The sequence below is a fragment of the Pseudomonas sp. Bc-h genome, from assembly GCF_002080045.1.
Classification (GTDB): domain Bacteria; phylum Pseudomonadota; class Gammaproteobacteria; order Pseudomonadales; family Pseudomonadaceae; genus Aquipseudomonas.
Window position 1 is genome coordinate 197,337 of record NZ_MUIN01000006.1, and the last position, 18,488, is coordinate 215,824.

Annotated in this window: 12 protein-coding genes and 1 pseudogene; 7 read left to right on the plus strand and 6 right to left on the minus strand. The window is 59.1% G+C overall.

Annotated elements, in window-relative coordinates:
* Positions 1 to 5 precede the first annotated feature (5 nt).
* Complete coding sequence (guaA, locus tag BWR59_RS11480) at positions 6 to 1,583, plus strand: glutamine-hydrolyzing GMP synthase (RefSeq protein ID WP_081565752.1); 1,578 nt, start codon at positions 6 to 8, stop codon at positions 1,581 to 1,583.
* A 91-nt stretch (positions 1,584 to 1,674) separates the two neighbouring features.
* Here the strand turns inward: guaA and BWR59_RS11485 are convergent, their stop codons facing one another.
* A complete protein-coding gene (locus tag BWR59_RS11485) occupies positions 1,675 to 4,521 on the minus strand; it encodes a membrane-targeted effector domain-containing toxin (RefSeq protein WP_168184478.1) in 2,847 nt (948 codons plus the stop codon).
* 275 nt (positions 4,522 to 4,796) lie between these two features.
* Here BWR59_RS11485 and BWR59_RS11490 point away from each other — a divergent pair, with 275 nt between their 5' ends.
* On the plus strand, positions 4,797 to 6,167 hold the full coding sequence (locus tag BWR59_RS11490; protein ID WP_081565754.1) for a multicopper oxidase family protein: 1,371 nt from the start codon (positions 4,797 to 4,799) through the stop codon (positions 6,165 to 6,167).
* Positions 6,167 to 6,649 (plus strand): tRNA adenosine(34) deaminase TadA, encoded by a 483-nt coding sequence (gene tadA, locus BWR59_RS11495; RefSeq protein ID WP_081565755.1) that lies wholly within the window; start codon positions 6,167 to 6,169, stop codon positions 6,647 to 6,649. Before BWR59_RS11490 ends, tadA begins: the two co-directional genes overlap by 1 nt.
* Before the next feature lie 553 nt (positions 6,650 to 7,202).
* Here tadA and mltF read toward each other — a convergent pair.
* Complete coding sequence (gene mltF, locus BWR59_RS11500) at positions 7,203 to 8,663, minus strand: membrane-bound lytic murein transglycosylase MltF (protein ID WP_081565756.1); 1,461 nt, start codon at positions 8,661 to 8,663, stop codon at positions 7,203 to 7,205.
* Positions 8,664 to 8,877: 214 nt separating this feature from the next.
* Between mltF and purL the strand changes: the two genes are divergently transcribed.
* The gene (purL, locus tag BWR59_RS11505) at positions 8,878 to 12,777 is read left to right on the plus strand and encodes a phosphoribosylformylglycinamidine synthase (protein ID WP_081565757.1); all 3,900 of its coding nucleotides are present in this window, start codon (positions 8,878 to 8,880) and stop codon (positions 12,775 to 12,777) included.
* Between the two features lie 6 nt (positions 12,778 to 12,783).
* Positions 12,784 to 13,095: a YqfO family protein gene (locus tag BWR59_RS11510; RefSeq protein WP_081565758.1), complete on the plus strand. Its 312-nt coding sequence runs from the start codon at positions 12,784 to 12,786 to the stop codon at positions 13,093 to 13,095.
* 144 nt (positions 13,096 to 13,239) lie between these two features.
* Here BWR59_RS11510 and BWR59_RS11515 read toward each other — a convergent pair whose 3' ends face one another.
* Entirely contained in the window at positions 13,240 to 13,821 is a 582-nt protein-coding gene (locus BWR59_RS11515; RefSeq protein ID WP_081565759.1) for an aminodeoxychorismate/anthranilate synthase component II, read from the minus strand.
* Complete coding sequence (locus BWR59_RS11520) at positions 13,818 to 15,287, minus strand: anthranilate synthase component I family protein (RefSeq protein ID WP_081565760.1); 1,470 nt, start codon at positions 15,285 to 15,287, stop codon at positions 13,818 to 13,820. The genes BWR59_RS11515 and BWR59_RS11520 overlap by 4 nt, the downstream gene beginning before the upstream one ends.
* Positions 15,288 to 15,640: 353 nt before the next feature.
* On the opposite strand from BWR59_RS11520, the gene BWR59_RS11525 reads away from it, so the two are divergent.
* Entirely contained in the window at positions 15,641 to 15,895 is a 255-nt protein-coding gene (locus BWR59_RS11525) for a hypothetical protein (protein WP_081565761.1), read from the plus strand.
* A gap of 27 nt (positions 15,896 to 15,922) precedes the next feature.
* Here the strand turns inward: BWR59_RS11525 and tssD are convergent, their stop codons facing one another.
* Positions 15,923 to 16,525, minus strand: a complete 603-nt coding sequence (tssD, locus tag BWR59_RS11530) for a type VI secretion system tube protein TssD (RefSeq protein WP_081565762.1) — start codon at positions 16,523 to 16,525, stop codon at positions 15,923 to 15,925.
* Positions 16,526 to 16,614: 89 nt separating this feature from the next.
* Here tssD and BWR59_RS11535 point away from each other — a divergent pair.
* Positions 16,615 to 16,737, plus strand: a pseudogene (locus BWR59_RS11535) (NGG1p interacting factor NIF3); the annotation flags it as partial.
* 36 nt (positions 16,738 to 16,773) lie between these two features.
* Here the strand turns inward: BWR59_RS11535 and nagE are convergent.
* Positions 16,774 to 18,459 carry an N-acetylglucosamine-specific PTS transporter subunit IIBC gene (gene nagE, locus BWR59_RS11540; RefSeq protein ID WP_081565763.1) on the minus strand — a complete coding sequence of 562 codons (1,686 nt, stop codon included), beginning with the start codon at positions 18,457 to 18,459 and terminating at the stop codon, positions 16,774 to 16,776.
* Positions 18,460 to 18,488 lie beyond the last annotated feature (29 nt).

Below are 18,488 nucleotides of genomic sequence, written 5' to 3' on the forward strand. Positions count from 1 at the left end.
GACTTATGGCCCTCGACATTCACGCCCACCGCATCCTGATCCTCGACTTCGGTTCCCAGTACACCCAACTGATCGCCCGCCGTGTGCGCGAAATTGGTGTTTACTGCGAACTGCACCCGTTCGACATGGACGACGAAGCGATTCGCGAATTCGCTCCAAAAGGCGTCATTCTTGCCGGCGGACCTGAGTCCGTGCACGTCGCCGACAGCCCGCGTTGCCCGCAAGCCGTGTTCGATCTGGGCGTTCCAGTCTTCGGTATCTGCTACGGCATGCAGACCATGGCCGAACAGCTCGGTGGTCGCGTCGAAGGTTCCGAACTGCGTGAATTCGGTTACGCCCGTGTCGACGTCGTCGGCAAGAGCCGCGTGCTGGATGGCATCGAAGACCACGTCGACGCTGACGGCGTTTTCGGTCTGGACGTGTGGATGAGCCACGGCGACAAGGTCACCGAAATCCCTGCAGGCTTCCACGTTCTGGCCAGCACCCCGAGCTGCCCGATCGCCGGCATGGCTGACGACACCCGTGGTTACTACGGCGTGCAGTTCCACCCGGAAGTGACCCACACCAAGCAGGGCGGTCGCATCCTCTCGCGCTTCATCCTCGACATCTGCGGCTGTGAAGCGCTGTGGACACCTTCGAAAATCGCTGAAGACGCCATCGCGCAGGTTCGCGCTCAGGTCGGGACCGACAACGTGCTGCTGGGTCTGTCTGGCGGTGTCGACTCCTCGGTGGTCGCAGCGCTGCTGCACAAGGCTATCGGCGATCAGCTGACCTGCGTCTTCGTCGACAACGGCCTGCTGCGTCTGCACGAAGGCGAGCAAGTAATGGCCATGTTCGCCGAAAACATGGGCGTCAAAGTGATCCGCGCCAACGCCGAAGATCAGTTCCTCAACAACCTGGCTGGCGAAAGCGACCCGGAGAAGAAGCGCAAGATCATCGGTCGTACCTTCATCGACGTGTTCGACGCCGAATCGACCAAGCTGCACAACATCAAGTATCTGGCGCAGGGCACCATTTACCCTGACGTGATCGAGTCCGCTGGCGCCAAGAGCGGCAAGGCACACGTGATCAAGTCGCACCACAACGTGGGCGGCCTGCCGGAAGAGATGAACCTGAAACTGGTCGAGCCTCTGCGTGAACTGTTCAAGGACGAAGTCCGTCGTCTGGGCCTGGAGCTCGGCCTGCCGTACGACATGGTCTACCGTCACCCGTTCCCGGGGCCGGGCCTGGGTGTACGCATCCTCGGCGAAGTGAAGAAGGAATACGCAGACCTGCTGCGTCGCGCTGACCACATTTTTATCGAAGAGCTGCGCAAGGCCGACTGGTACCACAAGGTCAGCCAGGCATTCGTGGTGTTCCAACCGGTGAAATCGGTTGGCGTGGTCGGCGATGGTCGTCGTTACGCCTGGGTCGTCGCCCTGCGCGCCGTCGAAACCATCGACTTCATGACTGCACGTTGGGCGCACCTGCCTTACGAACTGCTGGAAACCGTCAGCGGCCGCATCATCAACGAAATCGAAGGCATCTCCCGCGTCACCTACGACGTGTCGAGCAAGCCGCCTGCGACGATTGAGTGGGAATGATCCCCGAGCATCTCTGAAGGCTTGGTAACAAACCTTCAGCGACTCTCTTGAAAGCCGGATGCGCCCCTCGGGGTCATCCGGCTTTTTTGCGTCAGGCGACTTGCCGCATGCCGATCAGGCTCAGTGCGGTCGCCAGTTCCTTGAGGCTCTTGAAGCGACGCCCGCTGATATACGCCCACTTGGGGCGCTCGATGTAGACGCGGCTGCCGTCAAATTTGATCGGCGTGCGGATGATCGAGCCGCTGCCGCTGCGGTGAATCATCTGCGGCGGATTGTTCCGCTGGATGATGAAGGTACCGGGACGTCTCAGTCGGGATTCGATGGAGGTGCTCTGGGTTGGCCGCACAGGCTTGAGTGCCGCGACTTCCATTTGCAGTCGCAGGTCGCTTTTGACCCGGCCGGCAGGGCGGCCCAGCTCATTTTTCATGTCTTGACCCGGGTCTGGCTCGAAACCGTGCGGCTCCCCTGGGGCGACATCTTCGATCCGCAGACCGATTGCCGCCTCCAGCTCTGCGATGCCCGCAACCCTTTTGAAGGTATTCGCATGGGCGTTGCCGGCCAGCGCCACCCAGCGACCTCCCCCCAATGCTGCCTGGTCTGCACTTATGACGGTGTGGGCGAAGTAGTTCATCATTTCCATCCGCAGCGTTCCGTACGGGTCGGGCATTCCTGCGACTCGATAGCTGCTCATGCAGTCGATGGCACGAATGCGAAGGTGATTTTCGTGTGCCGCCCTTACCAGATTCAGAAATGTATAAGTGCCAGTTGCGTCGGTGTGGTGGCCGGCGTCGAGATCTTCGAGATACGCCTTCAGTTTTTCCGGCATGTTTCCGGTCTTGGCGAAAGCATCCAGGTCCGCTTGATGCAGATCGGTCAGGAGATGCTCCATGTACAAGGTCCTGACTTTTTGCTTCGCCAGCAACGGCATGTTGTCGATGAGAAATTTTTTGCTGCCGATGCTGTTGTGGCTCTCGCCAATCACCACGCCTGAAGCCTCTTCGTAAAGCTGGCTGAGCGCGACTTTTGGCGATGAGTGGGGTGGTATGTCCGGCAATGACGGGCGCTCGGGCCACCGCTGTTGCCCATGAAAGGCCCTGGCATCTGTCAGCAGCTTTTCACGCATGCCGAAAAAAGCCTTGAGGGCGCTCCGGTCCTCGGAAAGGCCAACGTAACCGACAAAAGGTTTGTCGCTGGGGCTTTCCATGTCGGCTCGCAAAGCCTCTCTCAACTCTTGGGGTATGTCGTACCGGGTTGGCAGTGCGCCAGCGGTTGCCGAGGTAGAGGGTCCTTGCTCAAGCCATTTTCCGAATACCTGGCCACCACCACGTAACCCCATGGCGGCACCAGGCTGCCATTTTCCGGCAGCGTCGAGTCGCACGGGGATGCTGCGGTAGAAAGAGAACGGACTTTTCGGGTGGACGATGACCCAAGTGTTCAATTCCGAGGCGTAACGAACCCGGTAGATGAAGTCCCCTACCGGAACATAGGTCTCCCCGCGCGCGTTCTGGTAGACGCCCCGCATGGGGCCTTCGGTCGCAGGAGGGCCGTATCCGTCGAGCACTTCGTTGGTTTCAAACGAGGTCAGCAATTCATTATGTTCTACGGGCGATCTCGGGTCTGGCCCCAAAGGCTTCTCATCTTCTATGAAGGATGATGGACCTGGCGCCTCCCTGGGCTCTGGCAGTTCGCGCGGTACGTTGTCGGCGGCAACTTCGGTCGAACCGAGATCCGCTCCTCTCAACAGAAACAGGCTGTTGAACAGGACGTCGATGCTTGCGAGGATTGCGCAGGTAACGGCCTGTTTGCGTTCGGCGGTGGTGTGGGCATGGATAGCCTGATCGATGTTCAGACCGACATCGGCCAAACCTGCGCCCACGACTGCCAGCGCTATCGGCCAGTCAATGGCGGCCATGGCACCGAACACCTTGCCGAACGCTTGCAAGTAGCCGATCCACATCTGTTTGCGGATTTCACCATTGGAGTGCAACGCAAAATCGGCATCGGCGTGCATTCGGGTTCTGGACGCGTCGCGAAGGTGCGTGAATGGATCCCCGGTCACGGTTCGATCGGTGCTGTTGACTATTTTCTTCGCGTGCGGGCCCCAATTGCTGAACATCAGATCCAGAGCGTGGTTCAAGCCTACGCCTCGGCCGCTTTCGCTGTGCGTGGACAGCGGAAAGTGAGACATGAACTGCGCCCGATTGTCCGCGTGATCAGTGTGAGTCATCAGCCACCATTGCAGATCATCCGCTGTCTCGAAGACGTGGAAGGCGTCGGTCTCGCCGGGCAGGTAGAGAAATTGTCGTCCGCTGCTTTGCACAAAGCGCAGGATGTCGCTTGCTTCATAACCGGCAATGTCCAGCGTTGCCACGCGTACGTCACTGCCCAGAGGCGTGTGCGCTTGCAACATGGACAGCCCGATGGGTTGAGCAAGATTCAGGCCCAGCGCTTTCATCAGCGTGTCGAACTGCTCTCTGCCGAGCCTGCCGCTTTCAAGCTCTTCCATTGCCTTACCAATGAAATTGGCTTTGGCCAGGGTTCGAAAATCATCTGCACAGTCTTTCCAGAACGCTGCCATTCGATTGGTGAAGTGTGTCTTGAAGTCCAGAGGCCAGAGCTCCTTCATGACTGACTGGGGCAGCAGGGGCACTTCGTTGGTCTCGTCGAACACTTCGGCATCGGGCCCGGCGGTGTAAAAGCCACCCATCATCTGCAGGTTATCGGCGTTGTCCTGATCATTGGCGTTAAAGCGATGCATGATCAGCTGCGGCAGCGTCAACGATTCGATCGGCCGGCTCATATGCTGCCAACCACTAAACGTGCGGTGGCTGCTAAGGCTTCTGTCAAATCGGTGCCAGTAGACGGCGTCGGGTTGCAGGTGTTCGAGATCGTGCTTGCGCAGGATGTCGAGGGCGGCCTTGCGCGCCAGTTCACGCATGTCCGGACAGCGGAGTACCAGTTTCAGGGCGATCTCCTTTAACAGGGCGTGATCGGCTGGAGTGTCGTTCAGGGGCGGGGGGTGGGAGGGCATATTCGTCGTCCTTGTTGAATGAGCGCATAGCGTCTCCATCGACATGACTCAATTGGTACTAAATATGTACCGCACCTGACTTCTCTTAATTTTCCGTAAATGCAGGTGTATCGTATTCGCCCCTCGCAGGTGCTCTCAGTTGCGCGTGTTCATTCGCTTCTATCGTCCAGGTGTTCTCGCTGATGTCTTTCACTCGTCGACAAATTCTCGGAGGTCTGGCTGGTCTTGCCGTGGTTGGGCTGGGCGCAGGCGGAGCTTCGCGTTATTGGTTGGGGCGCACGGGCCCGGGAGAAGGACACGATTACGAACTGATCGCCGCACCGCTGGACGTTGAGCTGGTGCCAGGCTTCAAGACGCCCGCCTGGGCGTTTGGTGCGACGGCGCCGGGCACCGAGTTGCGCGTGAGGCAGGGCGACTGGCTGCGGGTGCGTTTCATCAACCGGTTGCCGGTTGAGACCACCATTCACTGGCACGGCATCCGTCTGCCGCTGGAGATGGACGGCGTGCCTTATGTGTCGCAGTTGCCGGTCAAGCCGGGTGAGTATTTCGATTACAACTTCCGCGTACCGGATGCCGGCAGCTACTGGTATCACCCTCACGTCAGCAGCAGCGAAGAGCTGGGTCGCGGCCTGGTCGGCCCGCTGATCATCGAGGAGCGAGATCCCACCGGCTTCGCTCACGAGCGGGTGGTCAGCCTGAAGAGCTGGCACGTGGACGAGCAGGGCGCTTTCACCGATTTCAGCGTGACCCGCGAGGCCGCTCGCGAAGGCACTGCGGGGCGACTCTCGACCATCAATGGCGTGCCGCAGGGCGTCATTCAACTGCCAGCCGGGCAGGTCACCCGTGTGCGCATTCTCAACCTCGACAACACCGTGACCTATCGCCTGAATCTGCCGGGTGCCGAGGCGATGATTTATGCGCTCGACGGGAATCCGGTCAAGCCGCGCGCCCTGGGCAAGGATTACTGGCTGGGGCCCGGCATGCGCATCTGTCTGGCGATCAAGGCGCCAGCGGCGGGTGAAGAGCTTGCGTTGCGTAACGGGCCGGTGCGTCTGGGGACCTTTCGTTCGGTGGACAGCAATGACGCGCCGGGGGAATGGCCTCCCGAGTTGCCTGCCAATCCGGTGGCCGAGCCCGATCTGGCCAACGCCGAGAAGCTGAATTTCAATTTCGAATGGGTCGGTTCGATGTCGGTCACTGCCAAGGGCAAACCGCCGAGCCTGTGGCAGATCAACGGCCAGGCCTGGGACATCACCGACAAGACCTGCGCCGACCGCCCGATTGCGAAACTTGAAAAGGGCAAAAGCTACATCTTCGAACTCAAGAACATGACTCAGTATCAGCATCCCATTCACTTGCACGGGATGAGCTTCAAGGTGATCGCGTCCAACCGCAAGGACGTGATCCCGTATTTCACCGACACTTATCTGTTAGGACGAAACGAGCGCGCACGGGTCGCGTTGGTAGCGGATAATCCCGGCGTGTGGATGTTCCACTGCCATGTGATCGATCACATGGAAACCGGTCTTATGGCAGCTATCGAGGTTTCGTAATGCGGCAGCCGCAAATCATTGATCGCAGCCGCGATCAACATTTCATGCGCGAAGCACTGGCTCTGGCCTCCGAGGGCGCAATGCTGGGAGAGGTCCCGGTGGGTGCGGTTGTGGTTCAGGATGGCGTGATCATCGGGCGGGGTTACAACTGCCCTATCAGTGGCAGCGACCCGAGCGCCCACGCGGAGATGGTCGCGATTCGCAATGCCGCTCAGGCGGTGAGCAACTATCGCCTGCCGGGCGCCACGCTGTATGTCACGCTGGAGCCTTGCAGCATGTGTGCAGGTTTGATCGTGCATTCACGCATCACGCGTGTGGTCTACGGCGCCACCGAGCCCAAGGCGGGTGTGGTGCAGAGCCAGGGGCAATTCTTCAGTCAGCCGTTTCTCAACCATCGCGTGCTGTTCGAAGGCGGGGTGCTGGGCGAGGAGTGCGGCACGATGCTGAGCGAGTTCTTCAGGATGAGAAGGGCGAGGTCTTAGCTCTGGGATTTGTGTACGCCGCTATTTTAATGGCGCTCATCCTATCCCCGGTTCTGCCTAACGGCAGAAGCGTTTCGACTTCGTCGAGTTACTTGGAAAAGCCCCAAGTAACCAAGGGCTTTTACTCCTGGCTGGGGTCTGACTTCGTCAGACTTCCTTCACTCCGGTCTCGCTCCGTGGGCCCGGCGTGAATGGGCCATCCATGGCCCACACGCCTCTCGCCGCATCCATGCGGCTCGACCCACTCCGCGAGACCTGCGTTCAGCCTGCACCCAAGTCGCGTTTGGCGGTGTCTGTGCCATTGCGCATTAAGATCAAAAACAAATCAAAAGCACGACACCTTCCTGTAGCAGTCCGGCTTGCCGGCGGTGGGGTCCTTGAGATCGCCGCCGCAGGGAACCCGACGAAGTCGGGCCGGGAAGGGGGCGCAGGCACTTGGTTACTTGGTGCTTTCAAGTAACTCGACGAAGTCGAAACAGGTCTGGCGTTAGCCAGAACAAAAAGCATCCCCGCAGCTAACGGATCAGCCCCCGACCTCAGCATCGACAAAAGACTAAAGCGGGGCTTTTTCCTCCGGCGGTTTGGTCTTGTCGACGCCAGGCACGTGCAGATTGCCTTCCGCCACCTGGCTGCCTTCCAGCTGCGGCTGAGTGACCCAGGTGAGGATGTCGTAATAACGGCGGATGTTGGCGACGAAGCTGACCGGCTCACCGCCTCGGGCATAGCCGTAGCGAGTCTTGCTGTACCACTTTTTCTGGGACAGACGCGGCAGCATCTTCTTCACGTCCAGCCATTTGTTCGGGTTCAGGCCCTCGCTTTCCGCCATCTTGCGCGCATCATCAAGATGGCCGGTGCCAATGTTGTAAGACGCCAGCGCCAGCCAGGTGCGATCGGGCTCCTGAATAGTGTCTTCAAGCTGATCCTTCACGTAGGCGAAATACTTCGCGCCGCCCTGAATACTCTGTTTGGCATCCAGCCGGTTGGACACGCCCATGGCCTGCGCGGTGCTCTGGGTGAGCATCATCAGGCCGCGAACGCCGGTCTTGGAGGTCACCGCGGGTTGCCACAGGGATTCCTGATAACCAATCGCGGCCAGCAAGCGCCAGTCAACCTGTTCGGCCTTGGCTGCGGACTGGAAGTGTTTTTCGTACTTGGGCAGACGTTCCTGCAGATGCTGGGCAAAGGTGTAGGCGCCGACATAGCCGAGAACGTCGACATGGCCGTAATAGCGGTCCTTGAGCCGCTGTAGCATGCCGTTCTTCTGCATCTTGTCGAGGAAGCTGTTGATCTCGTTGAGCAGGCTGTTGTCGTCGCCCAGCGCTACGGCCCAGCGCTGATCGCGGCCGTCGCCGAGGTCGAAGGCGACGCGCACGTTGGGGAAATACACCTGGTTCATCGCCAGTTCGTTGGAATCCACCAGGGTCAGGTCGATCTGGCCCTCATCGACCATGCGCAGCAGGTCAACCACCTCGACCTGATCGGACTCTTCATAACTGATGCCGGGATACTTGACCTTCAGCGCCGCCAGTTGCTCGGCGTGGCTACTGCCCTTGAGTACCAGGATGCGCTTGCCGACCAGATCGCCCGGATCGGTGGGGCGCGACTGGCCGTTGCGATAGATGACCTGCGGCGTGACTTCAAGATAGGAATGCGAGAAGCGCACCTGTCTGGCGCGGTTTTCGGTGCTGACCAGACCGGCAGCTGCCAATACCGGGCCGCCGGGTTTGTTCATCTGGTCGAACAGATCGTCAAGGTTGTCGGCAGTTTCGATCTTCAGTTCCACGCCCAGATCGTCGGCGAAACGCTTGACCAGTTCGTACTCGAAACCGGTTTCACCGTTGCGATCCTGGAAATAGGTGGCCGGGCTGTTGCGGGTGACGACGCGCAGAACGCCATCCTCCTTGACTCGTTCCAGTGTGTTGGGTTTCTCAACACAGGCGCCGAGCAGCAGGAAGATTCCGGTTGCGATGAGCCACTTGGCACAGCGTGGGCGGAAATCGGATGGGGAAAACATCGGTGCAGTATACGCAAAGCGCACTGACCGCCATATCTCGACAGTAATGATCGCGTCTGATAGAGCAGTCGGATTTTTCACGGGGCTGGGTAGGGAATCGGCAAGCGCCGACATTCGGGTGCGTTCAGGCCGTGGTTTCGGGTGCCGAAAGTGGCGGTTTAGGCTAGAATGCACGGCCTCAAAGCACACCCCCTTCCCCGAGGCTGTCCCGACGATGTTGATCTTGCGTGGTGCTCCCGCCCTTTCCGCCTTCCGCCACAAGAAATTACTTGAGCAGCTGAACGATAAAGTTCCGGCTGTCAGTGGCCTGTACGCTGAATTCGCTCACTTCGCTGAGGTTACCGGCGTTCTGACAGAGGATGAGCAGCAAGTCCTTGCCCGTCTGTTGAAATACGGCCCTAGCGTGCCGGTTCAAGAGCCTCGTGGCCGTCTGTTCCTGGTGCTGCCGCGGTTCGGCACCATCTCGCCGTGGTCGAGCAAGGCCACCGATATCGCCCGCAACTGCAGCCTGACCAAGATCCAGCGTCTTGAGCGTGGCATTGCCTTCTATGTAGAAGGCCAGTTCAGCGAAGCCGAAGCACAGCTGATCGCCGACACCCTGCACGACCGCATGACCCAGCTGGTACTGGGCGCGCTGGAGCAGGCTGCTGGCTTGTTCAGCCACGCCGAGCCCAAGCCGCTGACGGCGGTAGACGTGCTGGGCGGCGGTCGCTCGGCGCTGGAAAAAGCCAACGTCGAGCTGGGCCTGGCCCTCGCTGAAGACGAAATCGATTACCTGGTCAACGCGTTCGTTGGCCTCAAGCGCAACCCGCACGACATCGAGCTGATGATGTTCGCCCAGGCGAACTCCGAGCACTGCCGTCACAAGATCTTCAACGCCAGTTGGGACATCGACGGCCAGAGCCAGGAAAAAAGCCTGTTCGGCATGATCAAGAACACCTACCAGATGCATAACGAAGGCGTGCTGTCCGCTTACAAGGACAACGCCTCGGTCATCGTCGGCAGTGTGGCGGGGCGCTTCTTCCCGAACCCTGAAACCCGCCAGTACGGTGCGGTGCAGGAGCCGGTGCACATTCTGATGAAGGTGGAAACCCACAACCACCCGACCGCGATTGCTCCGTTCCCGGGCGCATCCACAGGTTCCGGTGGCGAGATCCGCGACGAAGGCGCGACCGGCCGTGGCGCCAAGCCAAAGGCTGGCCTGACCGGTTTCACCGTTTCCAACCTGAACATTCCGGGTTTCGAGCAGCCTTGGGAAAAGCCTTACGGCAAGCCTGAGCGCATCGTCACTCCGCTGGACATCATGATCGAAGGCCCGCTGGGCGGCGCCGCGTTCAACAATGAATTCGGTCGTCCGGCGCTGACCGGCTACTTCCGTACCTTCGAACAGTCCATCAATACCCCGCACGGTGAAGAAGTCCGTGGCTACCACAAGCCGATCATGCTGGCTGGCGGTATGGGCAACATCCGTGCAGAGCACGTGCAGAAGGGCGAAATCACTGTCGGCGCCAAGCTGATCGTGCTGGGCGGCCCGGCGATGCTGATCGGTCTGGGTGGCGGCGCGGCTTCCTCCATGGCCACCGGTACCAGCTCGGCGGATCTGGATTTCGCGTCGGTTCAGCGTGAAAACCCTGAGATGGAGCGCCGTTGCCAGGAAGTGATCGACCGCTGCTGGCAGCTGGGCGACGCCAACCCTATCGCCTTCATTCACGATGTCGGTGCGGGCGGTCTGTCCAACGCCTTCCCTGAACTGGTCAACGACGGCGGCCGTGGCGGTCGTTTCGAGCTGCGCAACGTGCCGAACGACGAGCCGGGCATGGCGCCTCTGGAAATCTGGAGCAACGAGTCCCAGGAGCGTTACGTCCTGGCCGTCAGCGCCCCTGATTTCGAGCGTTTCAAAGCCATCTGCGAACGTGAGCGTTGCCCGTTCGCCGTGGTCGGCGAAGCCACCGAAGAGCCGCAACTGACCGTCACCGACAGCCACTTCGGCAACAGCCCGGTGGACATGCCGCTGGAAGTGCTGCTGGGCAAGGCGCCGCGCATGCACCGCTCGGCCACTCGCGAAACCGAGCTGGGCGACGATTTCGACCCGAGCACCCTGGACCTCGAAGACAGCGTACAGCGCGTGCTGCGCCACCCTGCCGTGGCGAGCAAGAACTTTTTGATCACCATCGGCGACCGCAGCATCACCGGTCTGGTGAATCGCGATCAGATGGTAGGCCCGTGGCAAGTGCCTGTAGCTGACGTTGCTGTCACTGCAACCAGCTTCGATGTCTACACCGGTGAAGCGATGGCCATGGGCGAGCGCACGCCGCTGGCATTGCTGGACGCTCCGGCATCCGGCCGCATGGCCATCGGCGAGACCCTGACCAACATCGCGGCATCGCGCATCGGCAAGATGTCCGACATCAAACTGTCGGCCAACTGGATGTCCGCAGCCGGTCACCCGGGCGAAGACGCGCGTCTGTATGACACCGTAAAAGCCGTCGGCATGGAACTGTGCCCTGAGCTGGGTATCACCATTCCGGTGGGCAAGGACTCCATGTCCATGAAAACCCGCTGGAGCGATGAAGGCGCGGAAAAAACCGTCACTTCGCCGCTGTCGCTGATCGTCACAGGCTTCGCGCCAGTCACCGACATTCGCGGCACCATGACCCCGCAACTGCGCATGGACAAGGGCGTCACCGACCTGATCCTGATCGACCTGGGCCGCGGCCAGAACCGCATGGGCGCCTCGATCCTCGCGCAGACCCACGGCAAGCTCGGCAGCGTGGCGCCGGACGTGGATGACGCTGAAGACCTGAAGGCGTTCTTCGCCGTGATTCAGGGCCTCAACGCCGACGGCCACCTGCTGGCTTACCACGACCGTTCCGACGGTGGCCTGATGACCACCGCACTGGAAATGGCCTTCGCCGGCCACTGTGGTCTGAATCTGCAACTCGACACCCTGACCGGCAAGCGCGAAAAAGTCGCGGCCATCCTCTTCAACGAGGAACTGGGCGCCGTGATTCAGGTGCGTCATGACGCCACCCCACTGGTGCTGGCGCAGTTCAGCGCTGCGGGCCTGGGCGACGACTGCGTTGCCGTGATCGGCCAGCCGATCAATAACAACGAAATCGCCATCAGCCTGGACGGCGAACAGCTGTTCAAGGGTGATCGTCGTCTGTTGCAACGCCAGTGGAGCGAGACCAGCTACCAGATCCAGCGTCTGCGCGACAACGCCGATTGCGCCGATCAGGAGTTCGACGCCCTGCTTGAAGAAGACAACCCGGGCCTGAGCGTCAAGCTCGGTTACGACGTCAACGACGACATCGCCGCGCCTTACATCAAGAAAGGCGTTCGCCCACAAGTGGCGGTCCTGCGTGAGCAGGGCGTCAACGGTCAGGTGGAAATGGCAGCAGCGTTCGATCGCGCCGGGTTCGCCTCGGTCGACGTGCACATGTCCGACATCCTCGCGGGCCGTGTCGATTTGAACGAGTTCAAGGGGCTGGTTGCATGCGGCGGCTTCTCTTATGGCGACGTTCTCGGCGCCGGTGAAGGTTGGGCCAAGTCTGCATTGTTCAACACTCGCGCACGTGACGCCTTCCAGGGCTTCTTCGCCCGCAGCGACAGTTTTGCGCTGGGCGTGTGCAACGGTTGCCAGATGATGTCCAACCTTCACGAGCTGATTCCGGGCAGCGAATTCTGGCCGCACTTCGTGCGCAACCGCTCCGAGCAGTTCGAAGCGCGCGTAGCAATGGTCGAGATCCAGAAATCGGCGTCGATCTTCCTGCAAGGCATGGCCGGTTCGCGTATGCCGATCGCCATCGCTCACGGCGAAGGTCATGCGGAATTCAAGTCTTCTGAGTCGCTGCTGGAAACCGATCTGTCCGGCACCGTGGCCATGCGCTTCGTCGACAACCACGGCAAGGTCACCGAGACCTACCCGGCCAACCCGAACGGCTCGCCGCGCGGTATCACCGGCCTGACCACCCGCGACGGTCGCGTCACCATCATGATGCCGCACCCTGAGCGCGTGTTCCGTGCAGTGAACAACTCGTGGCGTCCGGATGAGTGGGCTGAAGACGGCGCCTGGATGCGCATGTTCCGCAACGCACGCGTCTGGGTTAACTGATCGACGATGTACAAGCTGGCGTTCTTCGTTCCGCCAAGCCATGTGGAGCAGGTCAAAAGCGCGTTGTTCGCCGCCGGTGCGGGGCGAGTCGGCGCCTATGACAGCTGCTCATGGCAGGTGCTGGGTCAAGGCCAGTTTCGCCCGCTGGACGGCAGCCAGCCGTTCATTGGGCAAACCGGACAGATCGAGCAGGTTGAAGAGTGGAAGATCGAGCTTGTCGTCGCTGATGAGTTGATTCAACAGGCGGTGGCTGCGCTCAAGCACAGCCACCCCTATGAAACACCGGCTTATGAAGTGTGGAAGCTGGAAGATTTCTGATGTGCGGAGCTTACCCGTTGTAGGAGCGCGCTTGCCGGCGAGGGCGGTGTGTCATTCGACGCAGCAGCGTAAGTTGGAATGCCGTCGCGGGCAAGCGCGCTCCTACAGTGGTCGGTGTTAAGTCCCCATCCACTGCCATGCCAGTCAGTTCAGGTAATGCTTGATGAAGCTGCGGAACAGGTCCAAACCATTTTCCGTCAGGATGCTTTCGGGGTGGTACTGAACGCCCTCGATTGGTAACGCACGATGTCGAACGCCCATAATGTAGCCATCGTCGGTTGATCTGGAGGTCACCTCCAGACATTCCGGCAGAGCGAGGTCTTCGATCATGAGGGAGTGATAGCGAGTAGCGTTGATCGTTCGACCATGGGTGTGGGCATAGACTCCCTTGCCATCATTTTCTATCTGGCTCACCTTGCCATGCATGACGCGAGGGGCGCGGCTGACCTGAGCTCCAAACGCGAGCCCCAGGGCTTGATGACCGAGGCAGACGCCGAGCAGCGGCAGGCGGTGTTCGAAATGCCGAATGAGTTCGATGTAGCCGACATCTGCCGGGTGACCAGGCCCAGGCCCCAACACGCAGAAATCTGGCGCGAAAGCTTCGATCCGCTGAATGAGGTCAGGCTGGTCATGGCGCTCGACACGAGTTTCCAGCCCTAGCTGCTCAAGGTATTGGCTGATGATGAAGACAAAGCTGTCATAGGCATCGATCAAAAATACTTTCACAGAGCAATCTCCTCTCCGGTTACCGCGCGGTAAACCGAACCCATCTTGTACAGCGTTTCTTTCCACTCCATTTCGGGCGTCGAGTCGGCTACCACACCCGCGGATGCGCGCAGGTAGTAGGTGCCTTGGTCGTGCACAGTCGAACGAATGCACAGGGCCGTATTGACGCTGCCATCGAACCCGATCAGCCCAAGGGCACCTGCATAGATACCTCGTCGGTTGCTTTCCATGGTCTCGATCAGCTCCATCGCTCTGACCTTGGGCGCACCCGACATCGTCCCGGCTGGAAATGACGCCTTGATCACGTCGTAGGCATCCATGCCTGGGCGCAGTAAACCCCGGACATTCGAAACCATGTGGTAAAGGTGCGAATACTCTTCGATCAGCATGAATTCATCGACCTCCAAAGATCCTGGCTGGCAGACCCGCCCTATGTCATTGCGACACAGGTCGATGAGCATGAGGTGCTCCGCGCGCTCCTTCTCCGAACGCGTCAGCTCCAACACCAGTTCGGTGTAGTCGACACCAGGCCTCTTGCCTACGGTCCCGGCGATAGGGCGCATTTCGATCAGGTTGTCCTTGATCCTGACGAACAGTTCGGGGCTCGCACCAATCAGATCAATCCCGCCGACGTGCGCCAGGTACATGTAGGGCGACGGATTGCGCATGCGCAGGCTCTTGTAAACGTCCAACGGCGTAATCTGGGAACGAATACGGATCTCGTGGCCCAGCTGGATCTGGTACACGTCTCCGGCTCGAATATGCTCCATGGCCACTTCTACCCGCTGCTCGAACTGTTCCGGAGTCACCGTACGGGTTTCTTCGAAGACTTGCGGGTAATCAGACTGTTCTTGCGAGATGGGCGCAGCTGAGGCCCGCAGGAATGGGTAGTCTTCCAGGCGGCGTGCCGCCCACAACGGGTGATTATTGATCAGGGTCTCGACAGCGCCATTGCTGTGGAAGTACAGCAGCGTCTGGTAAACAGACAAAGCAATGAGCGGGTAGTCGTGGGTCCGTTCCGTCAAGTCAGGCAGACGTTCGATCAACCGCACGCTGTCGTATGAGAAATAGCCAAAGTAGGCGAGACTTTGCGGCCTATCCGAAGTCGCCTGGAACAGGGACTGGCCATATCGCAGTAGATTCCAGGCGCCTTCCTTGTCTTGCAATTCGATCCGCTGATCGGGGCCGATTTTCATGCCGTGTTGACGCAGGCAGCCGTACAGGTGTGCACAGAGTTCTGGCTGGCCGCGCAGGTATGCGTGTTTTTCATCGATGCACACTTCAAAAAGCGGCTCCATGCCGATGATTGTCGCATGTTGATCGCGGCTGGGTCCTGAGAGTGACTCAAGAATGAATACCGAGTGATGACCTAATTGTGCGAGTGCATGCATGTAAACATCAAGTGCATCGGTTGTCTGACGCTCTTCATGTCGAAGGATATCCACGCTAAGAATGTTGTTGTTCACGGATGATTCCAATTTTAAGTTAAGAGCTAAAGGGAAGTGCGATAAATAAATATTGGTGTGCAAGTTTTTTGTTGGGCATCATAAAGTTATGTCCACAATGTCTTGTTGTTATCTCGGTGTCTACCGACTCTGTACCTGCCCAAGCGGGTGTGCTGACATGTCGCATGCCAGTTTCCCAAAAGCGGAAGACCGGATAATTCATCAGCGCTGGCATCATCCGTAATTTCAGAAGACGACTGAGCTAATGCCTTTGTAGGCGATCCATGGCTGGAAAGGGGAGTGCCCAGCCATACGCGAAAGCGAAGAACAACGACGGCCATCCCATCAATGAGTTGTCATAGGTTCCGAGAAAAATGATCTTCCCGCTGTCGGTAAATATCCAGTACGCCGATGAGCAAAGTATGTTGTTGAGGACGGTAAAGGCGAATATGTTTTTTGAGCATTTTTTGCCGCTGTACGAATATTTTGAAATGAGTGAGGGAGTAAATAATAAAATCGAACCTGAAAGGAAGTTGGCGCATAATATTAAATTATTCACTTTTATTTTGGGTCCATTCTTCCCATATGCTGGCGGATGTGCCTATTCCTGCCGCGCCACCAATAGTTAGAGTGCCTGCACTAGTTTATATGCCATTTCATAATCGGCTTTGATGTACTTGAATTCGCCACGCGTCGGGCTTTATTGCGGGTGTTAAAACGCCGTAGACTGAAAGTCCAACATCCGCCGTGCCATACGTAATGTTTCCCCCTCCCTCACTTCCTGCTATGTATTGGTAAACGTTTCTCAAGGGGCCTCTCGTATCAGGGTTGCGCTCAAGCAAATTTCGGCTGTTTTCATAGAGGTTGTTTGCCCCGTGGGCTGCCGTAATTACGCCCACAGTGCATGTTGAGAGGCTCACAATCACCGCCCCTCTCAATTCGACGGTGTAGAACTTCTCCTGATTGCCATAAGCACTTACGCGGTAGAAATCCAGAACACACTTCAATTTCTCACGCTGATCCAGCGCCTGGGCCAGCAGGGGCGTCGATTTATCGATGTTTTTCGTGATGACTATCGGACCATCGGAAGCATGGGGGCTATGGCCGACCTGGGCCATGTCATGCACGAACGATAGAACCTGAATCTCGTCCAGGTCGGCGGTCTGGCATTTGTTGCCGATGGAGTCTTGCGCGGAGCAGCCAGCAGAAATGAGGCCCTGCCTTTCGCCGGTCATGGTCAGGTAACCCTGATTAGCCATGGTTGATCTTCCTCGGGTATTGGCCGATCAGTGTAATCACACACTTTCAGGGGTTCTGTAGGGCGTTTCCGAAAGTTGCCATGTCCAACAAATTCGGGAAGGTCGAGCTTGTGGTCGCTGATGAGTTGATTCAACAGGCGGTGGCTGCGCTCAAGCACAGCCACCCCTATGAAACACCGGCTTATGAGGTGTGGAAGCTGGAAAGTTTTTGAGTCACGTTTTGCATCCGACTCTGCCCTGGGGCCCTGTCAACCGGCCTTCACCATCCCCCGCAACGCCTCGCTCAGCCCTTGAGCGTTTTCCCCGACCAACACATGCCAGACCCCGTTCCCCAGGCTTCTGACGCCCTGGCTTCCCAGTGCTTCCAGCTGAATCGCTGCCAGCGATTGCCCATCCTTCAACTGCACGCGCAGACGCGTTAGCGCCACGCATTCCACGTCCACAACACCTTTCCCGCCAAGCGCCTTGAACCACTGCGTGGCCTGGCTGACGTCGACCGGCTTTTGCGTTTGCGGAGCTGCATGCGTATCGGCAGCAGAGGATTTGGCTGCGAGGGGCAGGGCATCGCGCAGCTCATCAGCAATGCTGTCCGCCAACGGCCCGACCACGATCTGCAGGCTGCCGCCGTTACCGGGTCGTACGACTGCCATTGCGCCGAGTGCCTTGAGTTCGGCATCCTGTGCCAGATTGCGATCAACCATCTGCAGGCGCAGACGGGTCGTGCAGGCGCCGATGCTCAGCAGGTTTTCCGCGCCGCCCAATGCCTTGATATACGCGCCGGCACGATCACTCTTCACGACGTGGGATGACGCGCTGGTGACCTGTTCGCGGCCCGGTGTTTTCAGGTTGAAACGCTTGATGCATTGATCGAACACCACGTAGTACACCACCGCATACGCCAGCCCCAGCGGGAACACCAGCCAGCCATTGGTGGACTTGCCCCAGCCCAGCGCCATGTCGATGGCGCCGCCGGAAAAAGTGAAGCCCAGGTGAATGTTCAGCAGGTTGGCCAGGGCCATCGACAGGCCTGTCAACAAGGCGTGCACCACGTACAGCATTGGCGCGAGGAACATGAAGGCGAACTCGACGGGCTCGGTCACGCCAGTCAGCGCCGAGGTCAGCGCCATGGACAGCAGAATCCCGCCGATCAGCTTGCGTTGATCCGGCAGCGCGTTGCGGTACATCGCCAGACACGCCGCAGGCAGACCGAAAATCATCATCGGGAACATGCCGGTCATGAACTGCCCCGCATGGGGATCGCCGGCGAAATAACGTGCCAGATCCCCTGTCACGGCGCGGCCGGTTTCCGGGTCGGTGAAGGTGCCGAAGACGAACCACACCAGATTGTTGAGGATGTGATGCAGGCCGGTGATGATCAGGATGCGGTTCATCACCCCGAAGAAGAATGCACCGATGCTGCCGCTTTCCAGCATCAACTGGCCGAGGCTGTTGATGCCATTCTGCACCGGTGGCCAGATCAGGCCGAATACTAACCCCAGTACGACGGCTGACAGCCCGGTGACGATCGGCACGAAACGCCGACCACCGAAGAACGCCAGATATTCAGGCAGGGCGATGTCCTTGAAGCGGTTGTACATCGCGCCGCCCAGCAGCCCGGCGATGATCCCGGCGAGCATGCCCATGTCGATATGCGGATCGAGCACTTTGAGTGTAGACGTCATCACCAGATAACCAATGGCTCCCGCGAGGCCGGCGGTGCCGTTGTTGTCGCGTGCGAAGCCCACGGCGATGCCGATGGCGAAGATCAGCGCCAGGTTGCTGAAAATCGCGTTGCCCGCCGAGTGAATGATGGCGATGTCCAGCAGGTCGCTGTCACCCAGACGCAACAACAATCCGGCAATCGGCAAGATGGCGATGGGCAGCATCAGAGCCCGTCCCAGTCGCTGTAACCCTTCGATGAAGTGTTGGTACACGGCGTCTCTCCTTGTCTTTGTTCTTGTTA